At 71.9% G+C, this 25,188-nt stretch carries 24 protein-coding genes; 6 read left to right on the forward strand and 18 right to left on the reverse strand.

What is annotated here, in order from left to right; genetic code table 11:
• Positions 1-247: 247 nt before the first annotated feature.
• The 3 genes from ABD339_RS17630 to ABD339_RS17640 all read right to left on the reverse strand — a co-directional run bounded on the left by ABD339_RS17630 (position 248) and on the right by ABD339_RS17640 (position 3,247).
• Positions 248-1,471: a dipeptidase gene (locus ABD339_RS17630; protein ID WP_344567131.1), complete on the reverse strand. Its 1,224-nt coding sequence runs from the start codon at positions 1,469-1,471 to the stop codon at positions 248-250.
• On the reverse strand, positions 1,468-2,022 hold the full coding sequence (purE, locus tag ABD339_RS17635) for a 5-(carboxyamino)imidazole ribonucleotide mutase (protein WP_344567132.1): 555 nt from the start codon (positions 2,020-2,022) through the stop codon (positions 1,468-1,470). Before purE ends, ABD339_RS17630 begins: the two co-directional genes overlap by 4 nt.
• Before the next feature lie 79 nt (positions 2,023-2,101).
• Complete coding sequence (locus ABD339_RS17640; protein WP_344567133.1) at positions 2,102-3,247, reverse strand: 5-(carboxyamino)imidazole ribonucleotide synthase; 1,146 nt, start codon at positions 3,245-3,247, stop codon at positions 2,102-2,104.
• A 430-nt stretch (positions 3,248-3,677) separates the two neighbouring features.
• Between ABD339_RS17640 and ABD339_RS17645 the strand changes: the two genes are divergently transcribed.
• Positions 3,678-4,340, forward strand: coding sequence for a GtrA family protein (locus ABD339_RS17645; RefSeq protein WP_344567134.1), 663 nt, complete (start codon positions 3,678-3,680; stop codon positions 4,338-4,340).
• Here ABD339_RS17645 and ABD339_RS17650 read toward each other — a convergent pair.
• Together ABD339_RS17650 and ABD339_RS17655 are read right to left on the reverse strand one after the other, a co-directional pair.
• The gene (locus ABD339_RS17650) at positions 4,260-5,537 is read right to left on the reverse strand and encodes an ATP-binding protein (protein WP_344567135.1); all 1,278 of its coding nucleotides are present in this window, start codon (positions 5,535-5,537) and stop codon (positions 4,260-4,262) included. The two genes, ABD339_RS17645 and ABD339_RS17650, sit on opposite strands and share 81 nt — an antisense overlap.
• A gap of 12 nt (positions 5,538-5,549) precedes the next feature.
• Positions 5,550-6,230, reverse strand: coding sequence for a response regulator transcription factor (locus ABD339_RS17655; protein ID WP_344567136.1), 681 nt, complete (start codon positions 6,228-6,230; stop codon positions 5,550-5,552).
• A gap of 319 nt (positions 6,231-6,549) precedes the next feature.
• On the opposite strand from ABD339_RS17655, the gene ABD339_RS17660 reads away from it, so the two are divergent.
• The gene (locus ABD339_RS17660; RefSeq protein ID WP_344567137.1) at positions 6,550-8,076 is read left to right on the forward strand and encodes a peptide MFS transporter; all 1,527 of its coding nucleotides are present in this window, start codon (positions 6,550-6,552) and stop codon (positions 8,074-8,076) included.
• 189 nt (positions 8,077-8,265) lie between these two features.
• On the opposite strand, the gene ABD339_RS17665 is transcribed toward ABD339_RS17660, so the two are convergent.
• Together ABD339_RS17665 and ABD339_RS17670 are read right to left on the reverse strand one after the other, a co-directional pair.
• Entirely contained in the window at positions 8,266-8,697 is a 432-nt protein-coding gene (locus ABD339_RS17665) for an NUDIX hydrolase (RefSeq protein ID WP_344567138.1), read from the reverse strand.
• Positions 8,694-9,050 carry a hypothetical protein gene (locus tag ABD339_RS17670; protein ID WP_344567496.1) on the reverse strand — a complete coding sequence of 119 codons (357 nt, stop codon included), beginning with the start codon at positions 9,048-9,050 and terminating at the stop codon, positions 8,694-8,696. The genes ABD339_RS17665 and ABD339_RS17670 overlap by 4 nt, the downstream gene beginning before the upstream one ends.
• Here ABD339_RS17670 and ABD339_RS17675 point away from each other — a divergent pair.
• Both ABD339_RS17675 and ABD339_RS17680 read left to right on the forward strand, forming a co-directional pair.
• Positions 9,049-9,303 carry a GNAT family N-acetyltransferase gene (locus ABD339_RS17675; protein ID WP_344567466.1) on the forward strand — a complete coding sequence of 85 codons (255 nt, stop codon included), beginning with the start codon at positions 9,049-9,051 and terminating at the stop codon, positions 9,301-9,303. The two genes, ABD339_RS17670 and ABD339_RS17675, sit on opposite strands and share 2 nt — an antisense overlap.
• A 24-nt stretch (positions 9,304-9,327) precedes the next feature.
• Entirely contained in the window at positions 9,328-9,804 is a 477-nt protein-coding gene (locus ABD339_RS17680) for a hypothetical protein (protein ID WP_344567139.1), read from the forward strand.
• A gap of 108 nt (positions 9,805-9,912) precedes the next feature.
• Here ABD339_RS17680 and ABD339_RS17685 read toward each other — a convergent pair whose 3' ends face one another.
• From ABD339_RS17685 to ABD339_RS17710, 6 genes are all read right to left on the reverse strand, one after another.
• Entirely contained in the window at positions 9,913-10,383 is a 471-nt protein-coding gene (locus ABD339_RS17685; protein ID WP_344567140.1) for a hypothetical protein, read from the reverse strand.
• 254 nt (positions 10,384-10,637) lie between these two features.
• Positions 10,638-11,849, reverse strand: coding sequence for a hypothetical protein (locus ABD339_RS17690; RefSeq protein WP_344567141.1), 1,212 nt, complete (start codon positions 11,847-11,849; stop codon positions 10,638-10,640).
• Positions 11,846-13,021 carry a COG1470 family protein gene (locus ABD339_RS17695; RefSeq protein WP_344567142.1) on the reverse strand — a complete coding sequence of 392 codons (1,176 nt, stop codon included), beginning with the start codon at positions 13,019-13,021 and terminating at the stop codon, positions 11,846-11,848. Before ABD339_RS17695 ends, ABD339_RS17690 begins: the two co-directional genes overlap by 4 nt.
• Before the next feature lie 414 nt (positions 13,022-13,435).
• Positions 13,436-14,197 (reverse strand): LPXTG cell wall anchor domain-containing protein, encoded by a 762-nt coding sequence (locus tag ABD339_RS17700; RefSeq protein ID WP_344567144.1) that lies wholly within the window; start codon positions 14,195-14,197, stop codon positions 13,436-13,438.
• Between the two features lie 350 nt (positions 14,198-14,547).
• Positions 14,548-15,204, reverse strand: coding sequence for an ATP-binding protein (locus tag ABD339_RS17705; RefSeq protein ID WP_425576020.1), 657 nt, complete (start codon positions 15,202-15,204; stop codon positions 14,548-14,550).
• Positions 15,205-15,396: 192 nt separating this feature from the next.
• Entirely contained in the window at positions 15,397-15,777 is a 381-nt protein-coding gene (locus tag ABD339_RS17710) for an STAS domain-containing protein (protein WP_344567148.1), read from the reverse strand.
• Positions 15,778-16,035: 258 nt separating this feature from the next.
• Here ABD339_RS17710 and ABD339_RS17715 point away from each other — a divergent pair, with 258 nt between their 5' ends.
• Positions 16,036-17,076 (forward strand): RNA polymerase sigma factor SigF, encoded by a 1,041-nt coding sequence (locus ABD339_RS17715; protein WP_425576021.1) that lies wholly within the window; start codon positions 16,036-16,038, stop codon positions 17,074-17,076.
• Positions 17,077-17,311: 235 nt separating this feature from the next.
• Here the strand turns inward: ABD339_RS17715 and ABD339_RS17720 are convergent, their stop codons facing one another.
• Entirely contained in the window at positions 17,312-18,574 is a 1,263-nt protein-coding gene (locus tag ABD339_RS17720) for a nucleotide disphospho-sugar-binding domain-containing protein (protein ID WP_344567150.1), read from the reverse strand.
• The gene (locus ABD339_RS17725; RefSeq protein WP_344567152.1) at positions 18,571-19,482 is read right to left on the reverse strand and encodes a MerR family transcriptional regulator; all 912 of its coding nucleotides are present in this window, start codon (positions 19,480-19,482) and stop codon (positions 18,571-18,573) included. Before ABD339_RS17725 ends, ABD339_RS17720 begins: the two co-directional genes overlap by 4 nt.
• 530 nt (positions 19,483-20,012) lie before the next feature.
• On the opposite strand from ABD339_RS17725, the gene ABD339_RS17730 reads away from it, so the two are divergent.
• A complete protein-coding gene (locus tag ABD339_RS17730; RefSeq protein ID WP_344567154.1) occupies positions 20,013-21,389 on the forward strand; it encodes a hypothetical protein in 1,377 nt (458 codons plus the stop codon).
• Positions 21,390-21,608: 219 nt separating this feature from the next.
• On the opposite strand, the gene ABD339_RS17735 is transcribed toward ABD339_RS17730, so the two are convergent.
• The 3 genes from ABD339_RS17735 to hutI form a co-directional block, all read right to left on the reverse strand.
• Positions 21,609-22,187: a MarR family transcriptional regulator gene (locus ABD339_RS17735; RefSeq protein ID WP_344567156.1), complete on the reverse strand. Its 579-nt coding sequence runs from the start codon at positions 22,185-22,187 to the stop codon at positions 21,609-21,611.
• Positions 22,184-23,752: an MFS transporter gene (locus tag ABD339_RS17740; RefSeq protein ID WP_344567158.1), complete on the reverse strand. Its 1,569-nt coding sequence runs from the start codon at positions 23,750-23,752 to the stop codon at positions 22,184-22,186. Before ABD339_RS17740 ends, ABD339_RS17735 begins: the two co-directional genes overlap by 4 nt.
• Positions 23,753-23,963: 211 nt before the next feature.
• Positions 23,964-25,166: an imidazolonepropionase gene (gene hutI, locus ABD339_RS17745; protein ID WP_344567160.1), complete on the reverse strand. Its 1,203-nt coding sequence runs from the start codon at positions 25,164-25,166 to the stop codon at positions 23,964-23,966.
• Positions 25,167-25,188 lie beyond the last annotated feature (22 nt).

Below are 25,188 nucleotides of genomic sequence, written 5' to 3' on the forward strand. Positions count from 1 at the left end.
GGAGCGACGAAGGACCCGCATCCGGGCCGGTGGCCGTACGCGGGTCCGGGGGTCCGTACACGAACGGGCATGCGTCCGGCCGTACACGAACGAGTACGCGTCCGGGAGGGACCAGCCGCCCGGCGCCCGGGAAGGCTCAGTCCGCCGGCCACCCGGCCACCCGGCCACCCGGCCACCCGGCCACCCGGCCACCCGGCCACCCGGAAGATGGTCCGGTCGTCCGCGCGCTCTCGCCGCCCCGCGGGGATCAGCCGTCGAGCTGCTCGATGGTGGCGATCGACGGGCCGCGCCGGGTCTGGATGCCGCGCGCTGCGGTCTGTGCGTCGCGCAGCACGCGGACGGCGTTGCCCCAGGTGAGCTTGGCCAGGTCGGCCTCCGACCACTTCCTGTCGAGGAGTTCGGCCACCAGGTTCGGGTATCCGGCCACATCCTCCAGCTGGGCGGGGGTGAAGGGGGTGCCGTCGTAGTCGCCGCCGATGCCGAGGTGATCGACTCCGGCGACCTCCCGCATGTGGTCGAGGTGGTCGGCGACGGTCGAGGCGTCCGGGACCGGGCGGGGGTTGGCCCGTTCGAAGTCCCGCTGCACCTTGCGGCCTTCGTCGCCCATGTCCAGCGGGCTGAGGCCGTGCGCGGTCATGTTCGCGTCGGCGGCCTCGTTCCAGGCCACGGCCTCGTTCAGGACGAACTTGGGCACGAACGTGACCATCGCCACCCCGCCGTTGTCCGGCAGCAGCGCCAGCACGTCGTCGGGGATGTTGCGCGGGTGGTCGCACACGGCGCGGGCCGAGGAGTGCGAGAAGAGGACGGGCGCCTCGGTGACGCGCAGCGCGTCGCGCATCGTGGTGTCGGCGACGTGGGAGAGGTCCACGAGCATGCCCAGCCGGTTCATCTCGCGGACGACCTCCTCGCCGAAGCGGGTCAGCCCGCCGGCACGAGGCTCGTCGGTGGCCGAGTCGGCCCAGGCGAGGGAGTTGTTGTGGGTGAGCGTCATGTAGCGCACGCCCAGCTGGTGCAGGGCACGCAAGGTGGCGAGGGAGTTGTCGATGGAGTGCCCGCCCTCGGCGCCCATCAGCGAGGCGATCCGGCCCTGGTCTCGGGCCGCCGCCATGTCCTCGGCACTGAAGGCGAGCTGGAGGTCGCCGGGGTGGCGCGCCACGAAGGCCCGTACGGCGTCGATCTGCTCCAGGGTGGCGCTCACCGCGTGGTCGCCGGTCAGCTCGCCCGGCACGTAGACGGACCAGAACTGCGCGCCCACGCCGCCGGCGCGCAGCCGGGGGAGGTCGGTGTGCAGCCGGTCGCTCTGGTCGGCGGCCAGGTCGATGCGGTCCAGGTCGTAGCGCACCTGTTCGCGCAGCGCCCACGGCAGGTCGTTGTGGCCGTCCACGACGGGGTGGTCGGCGAGCAGCGCGCGGGCGGCCTCCAGACGAGGGCCGCCCGCCTGCGAACCGGATGCCTGGGGGCCGGGGGTCATCGGGCGCCTCCGGGGTGGCCGAAGCCGAAGCCGGTCTCGCCCGAGACCTTGCCGCGCAGCCGCTTGCCCTTCTCGGTGGCCTGCGCGTTGAGGTCCTGCTGGAAGTCGCGCATCTTCTCGCGCAGCCCGCTGTCGTGCGCGGCCAGCATCCGGACGGCGAGCAGGCCCGCGTTACGGGCGCCCGCCACGGAGACGGCCGCCACGGGGACGCCCGCGGGCATCTGCACGATGGAGAGCAGGGAGTCCATGCCGTCCAGGTACTTCAGGGGCACGGGCACGCCGATCACCGGCAGCGGGGTGACCGAGGCGAGCATGCCCGGCAGGTGCGCCGCGCCGCCGGCCCCGGCGATGATGACCTTGAGGCCCCGGTCCGCCGCGTCCTCGCCGTAGGCGAGCATTTCGCGGGGCATCCGGTGCGCGGAAACGACATCGACCTCGTACTCGACGTCGAACTCGCCCAACGCCTTGGCCGCCTCCTCCATGACCGACCAGTCCGAATCGGACCCCATGACCACCCCGACGGCCGGGCCGGCACTGCTTGAACTGCTCATACGTCTCCTTGAGAGAGAGCGCCCGACGGCGCGGCGCCGGACGGGGAGGGACAGCGGGTGGGCGGAAGCGGAAGCGGACTCACTCCACGACCGTGCCGCGCAGGTACCCCGCCGCGTGGGCGGCGCGGGCGCGCACGTCGTCGAGGTCGTCGCCGTACACGTTCACATGGCCCACCTTGCGGCCCGGCTTCACCGCCTTGCCGTACATGTGGATCTTCAGCTGCGGGTCGCGGGCCATGCAGTGCAGGTAGGCGGAGTACATGTCGGGGAAGTCGCCGCCGAGCACGTTGGCCATGACGGTCCAGGGCGCGCGCGTGCGCGGGTCGCCGAGCGGGAGATCGAGTACGGCGCGCACGTGGTTGGCGAACTGCGAGGTGACCGCGCCGTCCTGGGTCCAGTGCCCGGAGTTGTGCGGGCGCATGGCCAGCTCGTTGACGAGCAGCTCGCCCTCCCGCGTCTCGAACAGCTCGACGGCCAGGTGCCCGACCACGCCCAGCTCGTGCGCCACGCGCAGCGCCAGCTCCTGCGCGTGCACCGCCGCCGCCTCGGGAAGACCGGGCGCGGGCGCGATCACCGTGTCGCACACGCCGTCGGTCTGGATGGACTCGACGACGGGGTAGGCGACGGCCTGCCCGTGCGGGGAGCGTACGACGTTCGCGGCCAGCTCCCTGGCGAACTCGACCTTCTCCTCGGCGAGCACGGGCACGCCCGCCTTGAAGGGCTCGGCGGCGGACGGGTCGTCGGCCTCGCGCACGACCCACACGCCCTTGCCGTCGTAGCCGCCGCGCACCGTCTTGAGCACGACCGGGAAGCCCGAGCCCTCCGCCGCGAACGCCGCGACGTCCGCCTGGTCGCGCACCAGCCGGTTGCGGGGCGCCGGGATGCCCATGCGGCCGAGGCGCTCGCGCATGACGCCCTTGTCCTGGGCGTGCACGAGCGCGTCGGGCCCGGGGCGGACGGGGATGCCGTCCGCCTCCAGGGCGCGCAGATGCTCGGTCGGCACGTGTTCGTGATCGAAGGTGATCACGTCACAGCCTTGTGCGAAGCTCCGCAGCGTCTCCAGATCGCGGTAGTCGCCGACGACGACGTCGCCCACCACCTGCGCCGCTGAGTCCTGCGGAGTGTCCGAGAGGAGCTTGAACCTGATGCCGAGGGGGATGCCCGCCTCGTGGGTCATACGGGCGAGCTGGCCGCCGCCGACCATGCCGACTACCGGAAATGTCACGGTCACCAGGGTACGGGGCGGCGCGGAGCGGCTCCCGCCCTCCCGTCCCTCGCCTCCCCCGCGCCCCCTTCACACCCCCTCACCCCCGTCTCTCGCACCCCCTCCCCGCTGCCTCCCACCCCCTCCCTGCCCCCTGTCTCCCGCGCCCCGCATCCCGCGTCCGGCCCGCCCCGGCAGGGGACCGCACCGCGTCGGTTGTCACGTTCCGTATCGGCGGCACGGGCTGACCTGCGCGGACGTGCGGACCCCGGGAGTGCGCCCGGGGGCCGGTGTGCGCTCCGGCGTGGCCGGTGAGACGATGGCGCGCCCGGCTGGGGCACAGGAGCTGCGGCAATCGCCCTACGGAACGTTTCTCCGGCTGGCTAGCATGGGGCAACGGACGACGTCGACCGGAACGGGGCTCAGTATCACTAAGGGTGAATGGCGCTCTGTGCGCCCGCGACTTGAACGCATCGTGCGCGAACTGGCCAAGTTCGGCGCCGTCGGTGCGCTGGGTTTCCTCGTGAACGTCGCGATCTTCAACTTGTGCATGCACACCTTCCAGCTCGCCCCGATCCGCTCCGGTGTCATCTCCCAGGTCGTCGCCATCGGCACCAACTACGTGGGCAACCGGTACTGGACCTACCGGCACATCGACAAGAGCCGGGTCCACCGCGAGACTTCGCTCTTCTTCCTCTTCAGCGGAATCGCGCTGGTACTGGAGAACGGCGTCCTCGCGCTGTCGCACTACGGCTTCGGCTACACCTCCACGCTCGCCGACAACATCGCCAAGAACGTCATCGGGCTCGGCATCGGCACCGTCTTCCGCTTCTGGTCCTACCGCACCTGGGTCTTCCGGGTGGCGGCCTTCCACGCCGAGGAGGACGCGGCGGCGGCACAGGACGCGGCGGCGGCACAGCCCGCGGCAGCCGGGCAGGAGACGGCAGCGGCGGCGCGGGAGGCCCGGTCGGCCACCGCCCGCCGCCGGGCGGGTCAGCGCACCAAGCGGGTGGCGGGCGGCGGGGCGCGCGTCTCAGGCCGCAGGCGGCGGGTCGATGTCGGCGGCCTCGCGGCTGAGGAACAGCGCGAAGACCGGCGGCAACTGCTGAAGTAGCTCCAGCCGCCCGCCGTCGGCCTCGGCCAGGTCGCGGGCGACGGCCAGGCCCAGCCCGGTGGAGTTGTGGCCGCTGACGGTCCGCTCGAAGACCCGCGAGCCGAGCGCCTCGTCCACGCCGGGCCCCTCGTCGGTGACCTCCACCACCACCTGGTTGCCGATGACGCGGGTGCGCAGCGCGACCGTGCCGTCCCCGTGCATCAGTGAGTTCTCGATCAGCGTGGCCAGCACCTGCGCCACGGCGCCCGGCGTGCCCACCGCGCGCAGCCCGGTCTTCCCCGAGCGCACTATGGCCCGGCCCGCGCTGCGGTAGGCGGGCTTCCACTCCTCGATCTGCTGCTTGACGACCTCGTCCAGGTCGAAGCTGACAGCCGAGCCCGAGCGCGGGTCGCGGGAGTTGGTCAGCAGCCGCTGCACCACGTCGGTGAGCCGCTCGACCTGCGCGAGCGCGATGGTCGCCTCCTCCTTGACGGTGGCCTGGTCCTCCGGGTCGTCGGTATCGGCGGTCGCGATGATCTCCTCCAGCCGCATCGACAGCGCGGTCAGCGGCGTGCGCAGCTGGTGGGAGGCGTCCGCGGCAAGCCGCCGCTCGGCGGTGAGCATCCGCCCGATCCGGTCGGCGCTGGCGTCCAACACATCGGCCACCCGGTCCAGCTCCGGGACCCCGTACCGGCGGTGCCGGGGGCGCGGGTCGCCCGAGCCGAGGCGCTCGGCGGTCTCGGCCAGGTCGGTCAGCGGCGCCGCCACCCGGTGGGCCTGGCGTACGGCCAGTACCGCCGCCGAGATCACCGCGAGGACCGCGACGGCGAGGATGATCAGCAGGGTGCGGCCGACCTCGGCGCGCACCGTCGAGCGGGGCTCCTGCACGGTGACGCGCTCGCCGCGCGCGCCGGTCTCCCGGGCCTGGACGACATCATCGGCGGGCTTCTTGCCCACTTCGATCGGACGGCGGCCGGGCATCTCGACGCGGACATAGCGGTTGCTGGACGCGGTGACGCCGATGGACTCGGCGGTCACCCGCTCCCCCGCCACCACGCGGCTCTCGACGGTGGAGATGAGGCGGACGGCCTCGGAGCGGACGTTCTCCTGGGTGCTGTTCTCGATGGTGCGGGACTCGACGATGACGAGCGAGATCCCGAAGACCCCGACGACGACCAGGACGACGGCGAGGGTGGAGAGGATGAGCCGACGGCGCACGTGCCGGCTTTCCTAGCTCTTCTCGAAGCGGAAGCCGACGCCCCGCACGGTGGCGATGTAGCGCGGGTTGGCCGCGTCGTCACCGAGTTTCTTGCGCAGCCAGGAGATGTGCATGTCCAGCGTCTTGGTGGAGGACCACCAGGTGGTGTCCCACACCTCCCGCATCAGCTGGTCGCGGGTGACGACCCGGCCCGCGTCCCGCACCAGCACCCGCAGCAGGTCGAACTCCTTCGCCGTGAGCTGCAACTCCTCCTCGCCCATCCAGGCGCGGTGCGACTCGACGTCGATCCGCACCCCGTGGGTGGCGGGCGGCTGGCTGGGCTCGGCGGGGCTGCCGCGGCGCAGCAGGGCCCGCACCCGGGCCAGCAGTTCGGCCAGCCGGAAGGGCTTGGTGACGTAGTCGTCGGCGCCCGCGTCCAGGCCGACGACGGTGTCCACCTCGTCGGCGCGGGCCGTCAGGACGAGGACGGGGAAGGTATGACCCTCGTTGCGCAGCCGGCGGCAGACCTCCAGTCCGTCCATGCCGGGAAGCCCCAGGTCGAGCACGACCAGGTCGATGCCTTCCCGCAGTCCGGCGTCGAGCGCGGTGGGGCCGTCCTCGCGCACCTCGACCTCGTATCCCTCGCGGCGCAGGGCGCGTGCGAGCGGTTCCGAGATCGATGCGTCATCCTCGGCGAGCAGTACACGGGTCATGTACCGATGGTAGTCCGCGTGGCCGGGCCCGAGGGGAGGCCGGTGCGCTCCCCCGGGGCCGCCAGGCCGGTCACCAGGGCGGTCACCGGGCGGTCACCGCGCGGATTGATCCCGTCACTGTCGGGGGCGCGAAAAGGTTGCACGCTGCGCCTGTGAGGTATGTCGCAAGCCCTCGTCGAGGTGCCAACCGTGACATATGGTGAATGCACTCAAGTAGTGAACGTCTAGGACTCCTGGCGCACAGCACATAGGCCCAGGGGTCCTTTTACGTGTACGGGTCCCCCCACACGTCCCGTAGCGCAAGGCAAGGAACACGCATATGGCGCGCAGCCTGACGAAGGACGCCCCCGGCGACTCCGGCGGCAAGACCTTCCTCGGCCACCCACGAGGACTGGCCACGCTCTTCATGACGGAGATGTGGGAGCGCTTCAGCTTCTACGGCCTTCGCGCTCTTCTCGTCGTCTACCTCGTGGCAGGCGGGCCCGACGCGGGCGAGGGCGGGGCCGGGCACCAGGCCGGCGGCCTCGCCATGACCCTGGCCGCGGCGACGGCGATCTACTCCGTCTACAACGCCACGGTCTACCTGCTCACGATGCCCGGCGGCTGGTTCGGCGACCGCGTCTGGGGCCCGCGCAAGACGGTGGCGGTCGGCGCCTGCATCATCATGCTCGGCCACCTCACGCTGGCCCTCCCCGGCCAGGCGTCCTTCTTCATCGGCCTCTCCCTGGTGGCCACCGGCTCCGGGCTGCTCAAGGCCAACATCTCCAAGATGGTCGGCGACCTGTACAACGGGCCCGAGGACCCCCGCCGGGACGGCGGCTTCACCATCTTCTACATGGGGATCAACACCGGTTCGTTCCTCGCGCCGTTCGTGATCGGCACCGTCGGCCAGACCGTCAACTGGCACCTGGGCTTCGCCCTCGCCGCCGTCGGCATGGGCCTGGGCCTCGTTCAGTTCTTGTACGGCTCGCGCCACCTGGATCCCAGGAGCAGCCAGGTGCCCTCGCCGCTGTCCGCGCGGGAGCGCTCCGGGGTGCTGCGCAAGTCGCTGATATGGCTGCTGATCGCCGTCGTCTTCTACGGCGTCGTCGTCGCCACCGGCACCTTCACGCTCAACTGGGCGATGGTCCCACTCACCGTCCTCGGCCTGCTCATCCCGATCGGGATGCTGGTGCGGATCAAGCGCGACAAGGACCTCACCCGCGCCGACCAGGGCCGGATGACCGGCTACATCTGGTTCTTCGCGGCAGCCGCGATCTTCTGGATGATCTACGACCAGGGTGCCTCGACGGTGCAGGCGTTCGGCGACGCGAAGACCTCGACGTCGATACTGGGCTGGCACTTCCCCTCGACCTGGTTCCAGTCGATCAACCCCCTGTTCATCATCCTGCTCGCGCCGCTGTTCGCCTCGCTGTGGCTCGCGCTCGCCCGACGCCGCAAGGAGCCCTCCACCACGGGCAAGTTCGCCTTCGCGCTGGTGGTGACGGGACTGTCCTTCTTCGTCTTCATCATCCCGATGAGCATGGCCACCGGCGGAACGAAGGTCAGCCCGATGTGGCTGGTGCTGATCTTCCTGATGCACACCGTCGCCGAACTGTGCCTCTCCCCCGTGGGCCTGTCCGTCACCACGAAGCTGGCCCCCGCCAAGTACGCCAGCCAGCTCATGGGTGTCTGGTTCCTCGCCGTCACCGCGGGTGACAGCATCACCGGGCTGCTGGCGATCGGCGGCGCCAACCTGAGCACGACGGGAGTCGTCTCCGTCGAGGCGTCCCTCGCCGTCCTGGCGGGCATCGCGGTCTTCATGTACCGCCGCCAGATCACCTCCACGATGAGCGAGGTGCGGTAGCTCCGCCGGATTCGTCCGGTGACGGCCTCTCGCGCCGGCTTCTGGCCGGCACGAGGGGCCGTTTGCCGCTGCCCGGCGCTTGAGAAGCCCCCCTCTCTGAGGTGCCCCCTTCGAGGGCCGTCCTCGTGACCGGGGTTGGTCACCCGGTGCGGCTTCGGCTGCGGCTTCCGCCTCGGCCGGGGTGGGGATCTACCAGCCGTGTTCCGTGAGCAGGGTGCCCGCGAGGTAGCCGTGCAGACCGGCGGCCGGATACTCGATGACGTCCTCGGGCAGCTCGTGCACCGACTGCCACCGCAGGTCGAGACACTTCTCGGGTTCGCGGTTGGCCGGCTCCCCCTGCCATTCGGTCGCGAGGAAGAACACACCGATGCGCTCGATCTCGTCCGACTGCCGGTGGTGCACGGTGTGCACCTGCCGCAGGTGGGCCGGATCGACGGTGGCGCCCGTTTCTTCGTACAGCTCGCGGGCCGCGCCGACGGTGAGCGGTTCGCCGGCATCGAGCTTGCCGCTCGGCAGGTGCCAGCGTCCGTATCCGTACGGGCCGCCGCGCTGCGACATGAGGATCTTGTCACCGTCCCGCAGGATCACGTGCGTGTCGACGACAGGCGTTGCGAGGGTCATGAGGTCACCGTGTGATTGTCGGGGTTCGTGTCGTCTCCGACGCTAGCGGGGACGGGCCCCAGCGAGGTCAGGATTCGCGCAGCGGCCTCCGCGGGGGTGGCCGCACTCGTGTTGACGCTAACGGCGGGTACGCCCATCCGTTCGAGTACGTCGGCCGCGTGCCTGTAGAGCTCGACCTCGCGCGCCGGGATGCTGGGGTCCTGCTCGAACCGGTGATGCGCGCCCCGGCCGGTGAGTCGGTCGGCGATGGTTTCCGGGCCGGCTGTCAGAAGCACGGCACCCGGCGGCTGGTGGAAGGGGAGCACCAGGCCGAGCGGTCTGCGAGGTCGCGTGTTCGCGCTGTCCGAACTCATGGTGCTGACCGAGTGGCGGGGGACAGGTCGGGCCAAGAGGCTCCATGACGCACTGATCGCGTCTGTGGAGGCGAATGCGGTGTCGCTTCAGGTGGAGAGCGCCCACGAGAAGGTCGTACTGCTCTATGAGAGCTGGGGGTACCGACAGGTGGACACGTCAAGGTCGCACGACGACTCACCCCAGTACACGGTGATGTTCAAGGATCTTCCCCAGGCCGACACGTTTTCCGCGGCATCGAAGATCCTTCTGTGAGGGCTGAGGGCTACGGGGTGGACTGTGCGTTTGGGGATTACCGGGCACCGTGGACTGTCCGCCCAGGTCGAGCGGATGGTTCGCGACGCCCTCCACGCGGGACTGCGGAAGTACGACCCCGCCGAACTGCTCGGAGTGCGTTGCCTCGCGGACGGGCCCGACACCTGGTTCGCCGAGGCAGTGCTCGACAGTGGCGGCCGGATCGAGGTCGTCGTGCCTGCCGAGCAGTACCGCGAAGGGCTGCCCGAGTCCCACCGCGCCACGTACGACGAGCTGCTCGCGCGAGCGTCCGAGGTGCACCACACCGGCATGCGCGCATCGACGTCGCAGGCCCACATGGCCGGCAGCGAGATCCTCGTCGGCCTGGTCGACCGGCTCGTCGCGGTGTGGGACGGGCAACCGGCGCGCGGCTACGGCGGGACGGCCGACGTCGTCACCTACGCGCGGCGTACCGGCGTACCTGTTGACGTGGTGTGGCCCAAGGGCTCGACCCGCGACTAGCTGCTGCTCACGGGCCGGTTTCTTGTGTGTGCGACGTATGCCGGCACGAGGGCCGATTGTCGCTGTCCGTCGCTTGTAAGGAGTGCCCGTCCTCGTGCCCAGGGGCGGTCACCTGGTGCGGCTTCGGCTTCCGCCTCGGCCGGGGCCCGGCGGAGAGGGCCGGGCGCCGTGCCCGTTCGTGGCCGGGGCGCCGTTCGCGGGGCCGGTGGCGGTCTCGTTCGCCGGTCCGGGCTCCCCCTGCCGTGGCGGGTAGGCGGCGGGCCGCATGGTGGCCGCGTCCGGTACCGGGTTGCCCGAGAGCGGACCGTCTAGCCCCGGTCCGGGTTGTGCGACGGCCCCGTGCGCCCGCGCCGGTCCGTTCCCCACCCCCATGGCCGCGGCCTGCTGCCTTGCCGAACGCTGGGCCCGGTCCCGGTGCTGGAGCAAGAACTCGGTCTCGCGTCCCAGCGCTTCGTTGGTCTGCTCTTCTCCTCGTTCGCTAAGCCGACGCGCCGCGATCTCGGCGAGGGTACGGAGAATCGGACGGTCAGGTGCCGGAGTCGTGAATTCCTCCGCCACCCACTGCTCGATCAATGCCACGAGTTCCTGGTCCTGCCGCTCCGCGACGGTCGGCTGCCGTGGTTGCGGCTCCGGGGCGGCTCTCCGCCGGTCCGGCGGATCCGGGGTCACCGCCCTTTGCCGCCGCGGTGTGGCGTCTCCCTCTTCGTACATCCGAACACCCACGGTGACCACTCCCTGCTTTTCGAACATCTGAGGGCGCGGGCCCACTTCAGTGCCCCGCGATCACCTGCTTCCCCCACGTCCCGCTACCACGCACCCCGCCACCGACAGGTTCAGCGATCGGGCGGCGGGATCGTGTCGGGCGTGAACCAGGGGAGCTTCTTCGCGGGAGCTTGCCCCTCCTCCGGGGCCGGGTCGTCCTCCGGGGCCGGGCCTTGGGAGGTCGGTGGGCGGGCGGACGGCACCCCGGAGGACGGGGCCCGGGAGGACGGCCGCCAGGAGGACGGCAGGCGGGGCTTCCAGCGGATGCGGAGGCGGAGGCGGGGGCGGGGGCGTTCCGCGACGATCGTGCCGGGGCCACCCGCGACGCGGGGGCGGACGCGGTCCACGACCGCCATGCCGAGCCGGAAGAGTGCCAGCGGCACGATCACGCACAGCAGCAGCCAGAAGAGGGTGACCCCCCAGGGGCGGCCCACGTCCCAGGGCTGTTCCGTCAGCACCTTCTGGCCGTACTTGGCGGCCACCGTGTAGTCCCCGTGCGACCCCGACGACAGCTCCACCGGGAAGGTGACCCGCGCCTTCTTGCCCGGGTCCACGGTGCCGCGCCATTGCCGGTGCTCCCAGTCGGGGGCCAGGACGCCGTGCGCGGTCCCGACCTCGAAGACCGGGTCCTTGGCGCGCTCGGCGCCCAAGTTGCCGACTGTCAGGACGAGTTCGCGCTGCTCGGGGGCGCCGAACCAGTTGAGGAGCCCGCTGTCGCCGCGCAGCCGGGCGGCCAGCACGGTCAGCCGCCCGCCGGTACGTTCCTCGGGCAGCGGCTTGACGGGGTGCCCGGCGACCTTGAAGCCCGCGTCGGCCGCCGCGTACGCGCCCGTCACCGTGGTGGCCCGTACGACGCAGGGGCACGCCTCGGGCGGCTCGGCGACGGGGATCCGCTTGCGGAAGCCGCCGTCCGCGCCCGTGGTGACGGCCCGCCCTTCCGCGTTGGCGCAGGAGTTGGTGCCGCCGATGGCGTTCTGGCCGCAGAGCAGCAGGGTGAGCAGAGTGCGGGGGCGCCAGCCCGTGCCGCGTACGGTGACGCTGCCGCCGGTGCCCGCCTCCTTCTTCGAGACGGTGATCTTCGGGCCGCCGTCCTTCGCGACGCCGGGCGCCGGGGCCGTACCGGACGCCGGGACCACGCGCGGTGCCGGGGCCGTACCGGCCGCCGAGGCCGACGCCGCGCTCGACGAGGGTGCGGCCAGCGCCGTCACCAGCAGCGCCGTGCCCAGCGCGCCGCCCGCGCTGCGCAGTGCCGCGCGCGCCCTCCTCCGGATGCTGGTGCTCACTTCGAGGCTCCCGTCAACTCGCGCTGCCCGCCGCCGTCCTGGCCGTCCCCGGTGCCGCCCCCGCCGCTCTCCTCCTCGTCGTCCCCGTCCCCGTCCCCGTTCCCGTCCCCGTCCCCGTCGTCGTTGCCGTCGCCGTCGGTGTCCCGCGCCCGGCCGCCGGACGCGCGCCGTCCGCTGAGCACGTACCAGCCCGTGCCGCCCCCGGCGAGGACCAGGAGCGCGCCGAGTGCGGCCACCCAGCCCCAGGGCACGGCCGTGTACGAGGCCGTGGCCGTACCCCGCGCGCCGCCCGCGGCGGTGACGGCCAGCCGCACCTGCGCGCGGTCCGCGGTGGGCGCCTGCGGCCAGCTCTCGTGGCGGGTGACGCGCTGTCCGGGCAGCAGTTCGACGGGCAGTGTGCGGGGCCCGGGGCCCGACAGGGGCCCGAAGAGCCCGCCGGCGCGGACGGTGAGCCGCGGTCGCAACGCGGTGTTGCCCCGGTTGACCAGCGTGTACGTCACGCTCGCGCCGCCCCCGTCGCGCGCGTGGACGGAGACGTTCTCGACGCTGAGCGCCGCCAGCGTGGGGCCGCTCACCCGCAGATGAATCCGGACCCCCACCTTCCGCTCGCCGTCGCCGACGACCACGGCCGCCGGATGGTCGCCGGGCACGGTGCCCTGCGGGAGGGTCACCGTGAAGGGCACTTCGGCGCGCGTGTGCGCGGGCACCTCGACGGTGTCCCGGGCCGGGGCCAGCCAGGTGCCCGGCCCCTCGCTCCGCCCCTCGCCGCGCACGGCGAAACCGCCGCCGCGCTCGTTGTACGCGTCAGCGCCCCGCAGCCGGAAGGTGCGGGTCCGCCCGCTGTCGTTGGTGAGCGCGAGGGTGTCCTTGAGGACGGTGCCGGGTGCGCCCTCCAGGTAGAAGTACGTCCGCGCGTCGCGACCGGGCGCCCCCTCCGGCGGCAGCGGCACGGCCGTCCACCCCCCCGACGCCGCGCCGCCCTCGCTGTGGCCCACGCCGCTCTTGCCGTCGCCGTCGCTCGTGGCCTCGTCCTCGCCCGTGCCCTCGCTCTGCACCGCGCTGTTGCCCTGAGCCCCGCCCCGGTCGCCGTCCCGGCCGGGTTCGGCCGCGCTCGCCGGTCCCGCGGCCAGCGCGCACACCGCCACCACGACGGCGATCCCCCTGGCGAGCACGGCCGACGACGACCGTACGGGCCACCCGGGCCATACGGACCGCACAGGCCGCCCGGACCGCCCGGACCGCGTGGGGGAGGGCGCCCCGGTGCTCCCCGCCGTTCCGGCCGACGGCGCACCCTCCGCCTCCCGGAGCGCGGGCGTGCCGGAGGCGGAGGTGGACGCGAAGGGCGGTGCGAAGGGCGGTGCGAAGGACTGCGCGGAGAGCGGTGCGGAAGGCGCATGGTGTGCGCGCGGGTCGCGGGCGACAGCCGAGGGATCTGTGCCGGGAGCGGCCCGGCCGTCCGACCCCGGACCCGCGCCCCGGCTATCCGGCCCCCGGCCCGCGCCCCGGCCGTCCGACCCCGGACGTACAGTCCGCCGGTCCGCCGCAGGACCCAGGCTCCGGCCGTGCGCTGTACGGCCCCCCACGGCCTAGTGCCGCACCGCGGCCCTGCGCCGCGTCACCCACAGTGTGCCGCCCACTCCGGCGAGGAGCACCGTGCCGCCGAGCGTGCCGAGCGCGACCGCGGAGTCCGCGGGGCCGGTCTTGGGCAGTTCGCCGCCGCTGGGCGAGGACTGGCTGCCGCCGCTCGCCGCCGCGCCGCCGGTGGCCGCGCCGCCTCCGGTGTCACCGCCGGTGGAGCCGCCGGACGAACCGCCGCTGCCGCCCGCCGCCTCCACGTCGAGGGTGAGGGAGGGCTTGGGGTTGTTCTTGGGGTTGCAGGTGGTGGTGGTGCCCAGGGCCTTGATGGTGAGGGTGCTGGCGGTGAGGGTGACCTTGCCGCTCTTCTTCGGGGTGTACGTGCCCGAGAGGGTCGAGATCTTGATGGGGGTGTTGGCGGGGATGGCCTCGCTGTTGGCCGGTCCGCTCACGGGGACGTTGCCGGTCTCGGCGCCGCCGAGCTTGATCAGCGCGCTGGGCTTCATGGCGCCCTTGCCCAGTTCGACGGGGCTGGAGGAGACGCCCTTCTCGAAGGACATCGACAGCTTGTAGGCGCTGCCGCTCTTGGTGCCCTTGATGTCGATCGGTGAGACGGCGCTCTTGTCGCCGATGGGCGTCTTGCACTGGTAGTCGACATCGACCGTCTCAGCGCTCGCGGCCGGAGCCGACAGCAGCACCGCCGATCCGGCGACGAGGGCCGCGACCGCCGTGGCTGCGGCGTTGCGGGTGTGGCGCTTCTTGCTGTGGGACACCGGGTTTCCCCCTTCATCCTTCTTCGCAAGTTACTGACGACACATCAGATTGGCCGCTGACAGTACGCCCGCCGTCTTACCGATGGAAGGGATCCCGCACCCCAAGTGCCGCCCCGTTCCCACGAGATGAGAAACGCGGCGGTGACCGGAGCGAGGCGGGGGCGACGCACGGGTGAGGCGGGGGATGACAAACCGCATGCCGAACGGGCAGGGCCCGGCGGAATCCGCTCCGCCGGGCCCTGCCCGTTGATGCCCGTTGACCGTCGTAGGCGTGTGTGACGCACCGCGCGGCGAGGCCCGCGCGTACGTCGGCCGGGAGCCGTAAGTCAGCCACCGTCAGCCGGATGCCCTCAGCTGGGGGCCGCGAGTTCGGCCCAGACCGTCTTGCCGGGGCCCTCCGCGTTGCGCACCACGCCCCAGTCGAGGCACAGCCGTTGGACTATGAACATCCCGTGGCCGCCGGGCCGCCCCGCGCGGTGCGGGGTACGGGGCGCGGGCGAGCCGCTGCCGCGGTCCACGATCTCCAGGCGCAGCACCTTCGAGCTGGCGCCGACCCGCAGTTCCTCGGGCCCGGTGGCGTGCAGGCAGGCGTTGGTGACCAGTTCCGAGACGACGAGGAGGACATCCTCGGCGGCTGCTCGCTGGTCGGCCGTGGCGGCGGGCAGCCAGCCCCAGTCCTGGAGCGCCTGCCGGGTGAAGTCGCGGGCGCGCGGTACGGCGCCACTGGCGCCGACGAGTCGCAGCCTGCGGACCTGGCGCATAGCCCGGCCCGCCTGCTGTGCGGTCGCGGAAGCGGCACTCTCCGCAGCGGTCTCCATGGCGCCACTTCCCCTCTCGGGTCCGGATGCTGAAGCGGAGTCGTCTGCTCCTGCCCTCGGCCCGCCCCCAGTATCCGGACCGGCCCGCACCTCCGTGTCACCGCCCCCGCCCCCGGCGGCTGCGCTCGACACGGTGCCCTCGGGCTCCGGCCCGCAGTCGCCCGCCGGGTGCGGCCGGGTGGTGCTCATCAGTGGTTCACCTCACCGATCACCGGTTGTACCTGTTCGCCGTCCCACGACGATCCGCACGGACCGTACGCGCTGTACACGAATGCCTGACAGATTCGAAAGGTCTCCTGCCCGGCCGCACCGTGAGAACACCCACGGATTCGGACGGACCGGTGTGACGCGCGTAACTCACTGGTGACGCGCTGGCCGGTGTTACGTCCCGGACGGATGGCGGAGGGCCGCTTCAAGGTCGTCGTGGACGGTGAATACGGCGTTGGCGCCCGTGATCTCGAAGACCCGCGCCACGACGGGCAGCATGCCCGCCAGATGGACGCCGCCCCCTTCGGCCTCCGCCTTGAGGCGGGCGCCGAGCAGGACGTTCAGTCCCGTCGAGTCGCAGAACTGGAGCCGTGAGCAGTCCACGACCAGGCGGCTGTAGCCGTCCTCGACGCTCTGCTCCAACGGCTCGCGCAGCAGATCAGCGGTGTGGTGATCCAACTCACCCTCGGGAGTCACCACGGCACTGTTGCCCACGTGCCGTACGTCGACCGTCAGCCGGCCCCGGCTTGTACTGCCGGGCATCCCGCGGTCCATGTACACCCCTTCTGATCGCGTAAGGGTCCTCACTGCTTCCCCCATCGAGGGGTTCGAACCCTACGCCCTCCGCGCCACTACCGGTAGCCGAACACCCAACGTTTTGGGGCAAATACGGACATAAGGAACTTGCTATGGGTGTAGATAAGCAGGTAGGTCTAGTAGAGATACGAAACCACGTCGGCTTTGGAGGCGCCGCACCTCGCAGTGCACGTCACGGCTTCGGCAGCCATATGCCGAGAAACAATGGAGGACAGCATGTCACCCCGGCTCGACAACGGGATACCGGACAGCGCCGACGCGCTCGCCCGGCAGGCTCCCGCCGTTCCGGAGCAGCATCGCCCGGACCGGCTGCCGGACCGACCCGCCACCCACGATTCCCTTGCCCAGTCCGCTGCCCAGGACTCCCTGAGCACTCAGGACGCCGGGGACGCCGAGAACGCCGAGAACGCCGAGAGCATGGTCGCCGAAGAGGCGGAAGCCGCCCTCATCGACCAGCTCCAGCTCCCCGAGATCCCACCGTACGACGAGGTGGGGCCGCTGGACGCGCGGGCCCTTTCCAAGACGCTCTTCGCGCGGCTGGAGACCCTCGAAGAGGGCACGCACGAATTCGCCTACGTACGCAACACCCTTGTCGAACTCAACCTCGCGCTGGTGAAGTTCGCGGCCTCCCGCTTCCGCTCCCGCAGCGAGCCGATGGAGGACATCGTCCAGGTCGGCACCATCGGGCTGATCAAGGCGATCGACCGCTTCGAGCTGAGCCGCGGCGTCGAGTTCCCCACGTTCGCCATGCCGACGATCGTCGGCGAGATCAAGCGCTTCTTCCGTGACACCTCCTGGTCGGTGCGAGTACCCCGCCGCCTCCAGGAACTGCGCCTGGATCTGGCCAAGGCCGGCGACGAACTCGCCCAGCGCCTGGATCGCGCCCCCACCGTCGAGGAGCTGGCCAAGCGGCTGAACCTCTCCACGGAGGAAGTCGTCGAGGGGATGGCGGCGAGCAACGCCTACACCGCCAGCTCGCTGGACGCGCAGCCCGAGGAGGACGACACCGAGGGTGCGCTGGCCGACCGCATCGGCTACGAGGACCACGGACTTGAGGGCATCGAGTACGTCGAGTCCCTGAAGCCTCTGATCGCGGAACTCCCCGCGCGCGACCGAAGAATTCTCTCGCTGCGCTTCGTGGCGAACATGACGCAGTCCGAGATCGGCGAGGAACTGGGCATCTCCCAGATGCACGTCTCCCGCCTCCTGTCCCGCACGCTGAGCAAGCTCCGCAAGGGGCTGATGGTCGAAGAGTGACGCGATCCCGTGCTGCCGCCGAAGCCGCCGGCGGCGCGGATGCGTGTGCCGAGGGCCCGGCCGGACGCCGCAAGGCAGTCCGGCCGGGCCCTCGGTGCGTGCGGACTCGGGTGACGCGGCTTCACCTGGCCGGTGTTCAGGTGGGCGGTCCGGAGACGGCCAGTGTTCGGGGGGCTGGTGCTCTTCAGGTGCTTGGTGCTCTTCAGGTGGTCGGTGGTGTCCTGGTGGCCGGTGTTCAGGTGATCGGGGGACGCCGGGCGGCGGCCAGGGACTCGGCCTGCCGCAGCACCTCGGCCGCGCCGTCCTCCTCCGCCATCCGGCCGGCGATCCGTCCGGCCGCCGCGCGCAGCCCCTGGTCCCGGACGGCGCGCTCGACCGGCGCCGCGAGCCGGTCCACGGCATCCGGCCAGGACAGCGAGGCGAACGGCACCGGCGGCGTGCCCGCGCCTGCCGCCGCCAGCCGCCCGGCCCAGAACGGCTGGTCGGCCGTCACGGGCACGGGCACCCCGGGCACACCGGCGCGCAGCGCGGCGGCCGTGGTGCCCGCGCCGCCGTGGTGCACCACGGCGGCGACATGGGGGAACAGCAGCTCGTGCGGTACGGGGCCGATGGCCAGCATGTCACCGTCCGCCAGATGCTCCCCGGGCGAGAGCCCGGCCGCGCCCGCCTGGAGAATTCCCCGTACCCCGGCGCGGCGCAGCGCGCGTACGACGACGGAGCCCAGCGGCTCTCCCCCGCGTGCGCGGCCCGCGGGCATGCTGCCGAAGCCGACGAGGACCGGGGCCGGTCCCGAGGCGAGGAAGTCGGCCAGCTCGGCGGGCAGGCGCGTATCCGCGGGGACGTACGGCCACCAGTTGCCGACGACGGTTGCCCCCGGGCGCCAGTCGGCGGGACGGGCCAGCAGCGCGGGGCTGAAACCGTGCGCGACGCCGCCGCCCCGCGTCCGTCCCCGGCGCCGCACGGCCCGCGCGGTGAGCGGGGGCAGCCCCAACTCGGTGCGGAGGGCGCGGACGGGCTCGCGGTAGAGCCGGCCGACCACGCGCCGCGAGAGGCGGCCGGCCCACAGGTTGCCGCGCCGCCCCAGGGAGCGCGCGCCGCCCCCGGGTGGCGCGAAGTCGCCGGTGGGCTCGGTGGGTTGGAGTGGGACGCCGAGCGCGGGGATGTCCAGTGCCTCGGCGAGGTGCACGCCGAGCGGGGCCGTCGTGGTGGAGAGCAGGAGCAGGTCGGGCGGATCGTCTTCGGTTGCCCGGACCAGGCCGGGGGCGAGGTCCTTGAGGAACGCGGCTGCGGTACGCAGGCTCGCCGCGCCGTGGCCGCGCGGATCGGCGCTCAGCGGGCGCGGCTGAAGCCCGGCGCTCCGGATGAGAGAGACGAGAGAGGCGTCGGAGCCGTGCGTGGTGAGGGCGACCTCGTGTCCGGCCTCCCGCAGGCGGACGCCGAGACCGGTGTAGGGGGCGATGTCGCCGTGGGAACCGGCGGCGGCGATGAGGACCTTCACGCCGCCCCCGCCCCCTGGGCCCCGGCCGCGCCCGGAATGTCCGCCGCGCCCTCCGGTTCTGCCGCGTCCGCCGGGCGCTGACCGTCCTGCCCGCCCTGACCGCCCTGGCCGCCCTGGCCGCCCTGGCCGTCCACGGCCTCCGGGCCCTGCCGTACGGCGTTCGCGTGGACCGCCGTACGCAGGTAACCGGCCAGTCCCGGACGCTGTTCGGAGGGCGGCACCAGCAGGGCGAAGGCGCGCGGGTCGGTGGCGAAGTCGTCCGCGATCCTGCCGTGCATGTCGAAGGGGCACGGGGTGAACCAGCGGGCCAGGTGCTGACGGTGCTCCTCCGCCACGTCCATCGCGGCTTCGCCCTCCGGTGACCCGCCCGCGTCGAAGACGGCCAGCAGCCGCTGCCGCCAGCGCGCGGCCTCGGCCATGATCAGCGCCCAGTCCTCCTTCGTATGCCGGGCCGCGCTGGCCATGGAGCGCCGATGGCCCTCGCTGTGCCCCCACTTGAGGTGGGCCTCGGTGGCGTAGCTGAGGTCGAAGGTGACCTCGCCGAACACCTCGAACCGCTCCTCGGGCGTCAGCTCCACCCCGGTGCCGCGCACCTCCATGGCCCGCTCGGCGACCTCGATGAGGCGCCCCAGCTTGGCGAACTGCTCGGTCAGCAGCCGGTGCCGGGCCCGCAGATGCTCCAGGACGTCGGTGTCCGGCTCCTTGACGAGCACGGCGATCTCATCGAGCGGGAAGCCGAGTTCGCGGTAGAAGAGGATCTGCTGGAGGCGCGCCAGGTCGGCGTCGGTGTAGAGGCGGTACCCGGCCGCGCTGCGGGCCCCGGGCGAGAGCAGCCCCGCCCTGTCGTAGTGGTGCAGCGTGCGCACCGTCACCCCGGCGAAGCCGGAGACCTGTCCCACGGAGTACATCCCCGCATGCCGCCCTTCTCCCGTACGGTCCGATCCAGCGATCCGGCGCGTGCCCGATCCGGTGTGCCCGCCGCTCCCCCGTGGGGGCGGGCACGGCGACCAGGGTGCTGCCTGACGTCGGGTGAGGGTCAATCCCCCGGCTCCGTGAGGGGCTTGGCGAGGCGGCCGGGAACGGTCGCGGCGGGTCGGCGCGGTGGGGGTGCGCTGGGAGACGACCTGGCGGCCGTCGTCCTGGACACGGACGCCGGGGGGTGGACCCGCTAGCATGCGTCACCTGGGAAGTGCCTCCGACGGCGGCGGGAACAAGGACCGCGATGATCCTCCTTCTTGCTGGTCAGAGGCATTTTTGCGTTCCGGACCGGCCGCCGGACAGCCCGCTTCACGCAGGAGCGGAGCCAGAGGTGATCAGCGGGGACGCCGGCCACGGCGAGCGTCCGGACGGAATCAGAGTTCCCTCTCATTGAATGCGTACATGTCACTCAACGTGCGGAGCAGCGGTGACCTCTTCCCCTTCTATGCGTGCAACACTGGTGACCAGGATCGACGAATGGACGCTGGGCGTACTGCCGCGCTTCAATCAGCAGATACCGACGGGACAAGCGCATGTGCCCGACATGGTAGCTGCCATGAATTCCATGCTCACCGACATGCCCTCCGCCGACACTTTCTCCCTTCTTCAAAAAAAGCAACTCCTGGTGCTTCTGGGAATCTGGGGATCCTCCGCTGTCCGGCATTCTCAGGAGCGGTCACCTTATCTGCGAGATAATGATCCGTCGGAAATTTTGAGGAATATTTCAGTCGGCGGTCGACCGGTCACTCTGAAGTCTTACTTCCGCCAACTCGCCGACTCCTCCGCAACCGGTCACCCTTACCGCGACGCGTACGCAAGCCTCGTCCGCTGGGGAACTCCGGCATCCGCCGCCTTCTGGAACGGTGAAAAACTGGTGGAATTGCCCAGCGTGTTCCCAGGGGGCCCCGCGCGCACGTACACGGATGATCCGGGCGAGCACCTCATCCTTGAGCTGTTCAAGCGCGCTGAAACGTTGGAGCGAGCCGCGAATCTGGTAGTAGAACCGCTCTGGGCGGGCAGTGAGAAGTGTTCGTCGCGCGAGGCTCAAGAACGCCTCTTCATCGCAACGAACATGCTGCTGGGCGTGCACCGGTTGTTCCTGGACTTCCCTCAGGGCGACGCCAGAGGAAAGCTCACGGTAGATCACTTTGTCGATGTCTTCCGGCAGTATGCGGTCCACTGGGAAATCGGGGACGTCCCGCCCAGCGGGCCGCAGGACGTCGAATTCGTGAGCCGGGACCTCATGTCCGGGTTCGGCACGGATTCCTACCGCCGGCACGTGTGGCGCATTTTTCCCGGCCTGCTCGCGGAGGAACGGGACAGGCTGCGAAACGCAATGGACCGGCCCTCACTTCCCGAACTGCTCATGACCGAGGCCGGAGTTACCGGGGAGCAACTGACAGCCGCTTCCACCGCCGAACTCTCAGAAATGGTGCGCACATTCCCCTCGTTCGCCTCGCTCTTCTACTTCCTGAACGCGGGGGCGCGCCTGTCGGCCATTCACCTGGCGATCGCCAAGAAATATCTGTTCAAAGAAATACGGGCACGTCAGCGGCGACTCGCCGAGGACAGCGCCGTGGTCCCCAACGATGCGGGCATAACCGGCCTGGAGGAAAAAAAGCTGGACGAGCTGCACCGAGCGCGCCACCAGCACTTTCTGCGCACGCTCTCGCGTATCTCACACGCCGATCTCCAGGAACTGTCCCGGGTGCGTCCGGTCCGCCAACTCACCTCTCAGCAGGCGAGGGACCTTCTAGGGCTCGGCCAGGGACCAGATGAGCATCGATTCGGCGCCGTTGTCGGCGAATCTGGTCGCTCTGTGGCCCGACACCTTTGATCCTGGCCGGAGTTCCCTCCGGGTCGAACGAGCGGTGGAAGGTGAAGGCGTGCGGTGCGGAGCCGTGGACGTGGAGGCCTGCCGGCCCGGAAACCCCCGTCCTGCCAGGTGGGTGGCACGGCCCTGTCGCGCACGGCCTCGCGCGCGACGTTCCGGTAACCGGCCCGCCGGGTGACGGCCCTGGAGCCCGGACAGGATGCACCGGAGCGCCGGGAGCGGTCACGGCAGGTCGGCGCCGTGGAGGATGCGCTCCAGGGCTGCCAGGTCCTCGGGGGGCAGGGCGCGAAGTGCCGGGGGCGGGGTGTCGGACAGGCGCGACATTTCGGCAGCGGCGGCGGCGCCCTCGGCCGTGACCGCGACCAGCTTGGAGCGGCGGTCGGCCGGGTTGGGGCTGCGGGTGACCAGGCCGCGCCGGACGAGGTGTTCGACGCTGACCGTCGTGTACGGCGCGTCCGCGTAGAGCGCGGCGGCCAGCGCGCTGAGCGTGAGAGGGCCCTCCAGGGCGATGTGGCGCAGCGCCTTGGCCCGGAAGTAGCTCATGCCCAGCGCCTCGGTGACCCTGGCACGGGTGTCGCCCGACTCCAGCACGAGCGACCGCAGCATGCGCCACGCACGAACGGCGGCATCCGCGTCGGCGGCCGTTGGCGCGTCGGCGGCCGTTGGCGCGTCGGCGGCCGTTGGCGCGTCGGCGGCCGTTGGCGCGTCGGCGGCCGTCTCCGCCTCAGTGCCCGTCGGCGCGTCCGTGGATGCCGCCGGGTTCACGGTTGCCATCCCGTCCGTGGATGCTGTCCCGCTCATCCGCGCGTCGCCTCGCCACTCGGGGAGACCGAACCGCTCGGGGCCACCGCGTCCGCGCGGGGGGAGACCGCGGCCGTGCTCGCGTCCCCGGCCGCGGACCCGCGTACGGGCTCGGGCTGGTCCAGGTCCTTGGCCACGCGGGCTGCCGTCGTCCGGGCCCAGCGGCCCGTGGTGAGGGCGCCCAGGGCGAGGACGGCCAGGCCGCAGCCGGACATGATCCACCAGGCGGTGCGCTCGGCGCCCTGGAAGCCCGCGCCGGGGTCGCCGTCGAGGGAGGCGCCGTTGACGGAGGCGGCCATGACGGCGCCGATGACGGCGACGCCGAGAGAGGTGCCGACCTGGCGGCTGGTGGAGGCGACGGCGGCGGCCACCCCGGCCTGTGCGCGGGGCATGCCGGAGACGGCGGTGTTGGTGATGGGCGCGTTGACCAGCCCGAAGCCGATACCGAAGACGACGTAGCCGCCGAAGAGCACCCACAGCGACTGGTCCGCCGAGGCGGTGCGGGCGAACAGCACGCCGGAGGCGGTCATGCACGCCCCCGCGACGAGCAGCGGCAGCCGGGGTCCGCGGGAGCCGACCAGGCGGCCCGAGAGCGGACCGCACAACAGCGTCATGAGGGCCATCGGCAGCATGCACAGTCCGGCGTGCAGCGCGCTCATGCCGCGTACGTCCTGGAGGTAGAGCGCCGTCAGGAACAGGAAGCCGCCCAGCGAGGCGAAGGCGCACACCGCGATGACGGTCGCGCCCGCGAACGGCACGCTGCGGAAGAAGCGCAGTTCGATCAGCGGCTCGGTGCGGCGCGACTCGTAGCCGAGCAGCGCCGCGAGGGACGCCAGCGCGAGCGCCCCGCAGCCCAGGACCAGCGGTGAGGTCAGCCCGGCGTGCGGGCTCTCGATGATGCCGTAGGTCAGCGAGCCCAGCAGGACGATCATCAGCAGCTGGCCGACGGGATCGACGCGACGGGCCCTGGGGGCACGGGATTCGGGGATGTAGAGCGTGGTGAGCAGCAGCGCCGCCAGGCCGACGGGGACGTTGACCCAGAAGATGGCCCGCCAGCCGCTGAGGTCCACGAGCAGGCCGCCGAGGATGGGCCCGGCCGCCATGCTGAGGCCGACGACGCCGCCCCATACGCCTATCGCGCGGGCGCGTTCGCGGGGTTCGGTGAAGGTGTTGGTGATGATCGACATCGCCACGGGGTTGAGCATGCACCCGCCCACGGCCTGGAGGGCGCGCGCCGCCACCAGCCAGTCGAGACCGGGCGCGAGGCTGCACAGCAGCGAACCGGCGACGAAGAGGGCGAGCCCCCAGCGGAAGACCCGCCGCCGTCCGATCCGGTCCGCGGTCGATCCGGCCAGCATCAGCAGCGCGGCCAGCACGAGGGTGTAGGCGTCGATGACCCACTGGAGCCCGGAGACCGAGGTGTCCAGGTCGGCGCGGATGTCGGGCAGCGCGACGTTGAGTGCGGTGACGTCGAGGCTGACGATCAGCAGCGACATGCAGCAGATCGCCAGCACGAGCATCCGGCGGCGTGGCGTGAGCGCCGTCTCTCCTGACCGGTCCGCCATGGGCGGTCCCCCCTGCAAGTAGTTGTGTGACTAAAACTATTGTGAGTCTACAACTAGCTTCGCGGGCTCCCCCACCGGGCCGGCCTCCCCCTTTTCTCCACCCCTGGGTGGAGCGCGGATTCCGAACCGGCACGGGATGTCCGCCTCGCCCCGCCTCCCTCTCGTTGTGCACGGTCGGGCAGGCCGCCTCCCGGCGGGACGGGCCGTCGTCTCACACCTCGCGCACACCCCGGCGCCAGACCTGCGCCACCAGCGGGACGCCGGGGCGGTAGGCGAGGTGCACATGCGAGGGGGCGTCCAGCAGGGTGAGGTCGGCGCGGGCCCCCGGGCTCAGGCGGCCGATGTCGGTGCGGCGCAGGGCGCGGGCGCCGCCCGCCGTCGCCGACCAGACCGCCTCACCAGGCGTCATGTTCATCTCGCGTACGGCGATGGCGATACAGAACGGCACGGACGAGGTGAAGGACGAGCCCGGGTTGCAGTCCGTGGACAGGGCGACCGTGGCCCCCGCGTCCAGCAGGCGGCGCGCGTCCGGGTACACCGCGCGCGTGGAGAACTCGCAGCCGGGCAGCAGCGTGGCGACCGTCTCGCCCTGGGCCAGCGCGTCCACGTCGGCGTCCGTCAGGTGGGTGCAGTGGTCGGCCGAGGCGGCGCCGAGTTCGACGGCGAGCTGGACGCCGGGGCCGTAGGAGAGCTGGTTGGCGTGGACGCGCGGGATCAGGCCCTTGGCCTTGCCCGCCGTGAGGATGGCCCGCGCTTGGTCGGCGCCGAAGGCGCCCTCCTCGCAGAAGACGTCCACCCAGCGGGCGTACGGGGCGCACGCGTCGAGCATCTCGCCCGCCACCAGCGCGGTGTACGCGTCCGCGCCGCCTGCGTCATGGGCGGATGCGTCGGATTCGGCGTACTCGGGAGCGACGATGTGCGCGCCGAGGTAGGTGACCTCCTCCGTGTGCGCGGCGGCGACGCGCAGGGCGCGGGCCTCGTCGTCCACCGTCAGGCCGTAGCCGGACTTGGTCTCCACCGTCGTCGTGCCCTGCGCCAGCATCTCGCGCAGGTGCGCGGCCAAGGTGGCGGCCAGCGCCTCGTCACTCGCCTCGCGGGTGGCCCGCACCGTGGTGCGGATGCCGCCGGCGGTGTAGGCGCGTCCGGACATGCGGGCGTTGAACTCGGCGGTCCGGTCGCCCGCGAACAGCAGGTGGGAGTGGCTGTCCACGAAGCCGGGGAGCGCGGCCCTGCCGCCCGCGTCGTGGGCGGTGTCGGCGGCCGGTGCCCGGTGCGCGGGACCGGCCCAGGCCACTTCGCCGTCCTCGACGATGAGGGTGGCGTTCTCGATGAGGCCCAGGGGCGACCCGTCGCCGAGGGCGGGGTCGTTGGTGACCAGGGAGGCGATGTTGGTGATCGCGGTGGTGGCGGACATGCGGGATGCGTCCTTAGTGGTT

The organism is Streptomyces axinellae, from assembly GCF_039532135.1.
Classification (GTDB): domain Bacteria; phylum Actinomycetota; class Actinomycetes; order Streptomycetales; family Streptomycetaceae; genus Streptomyces; species Streptomyces axinellae.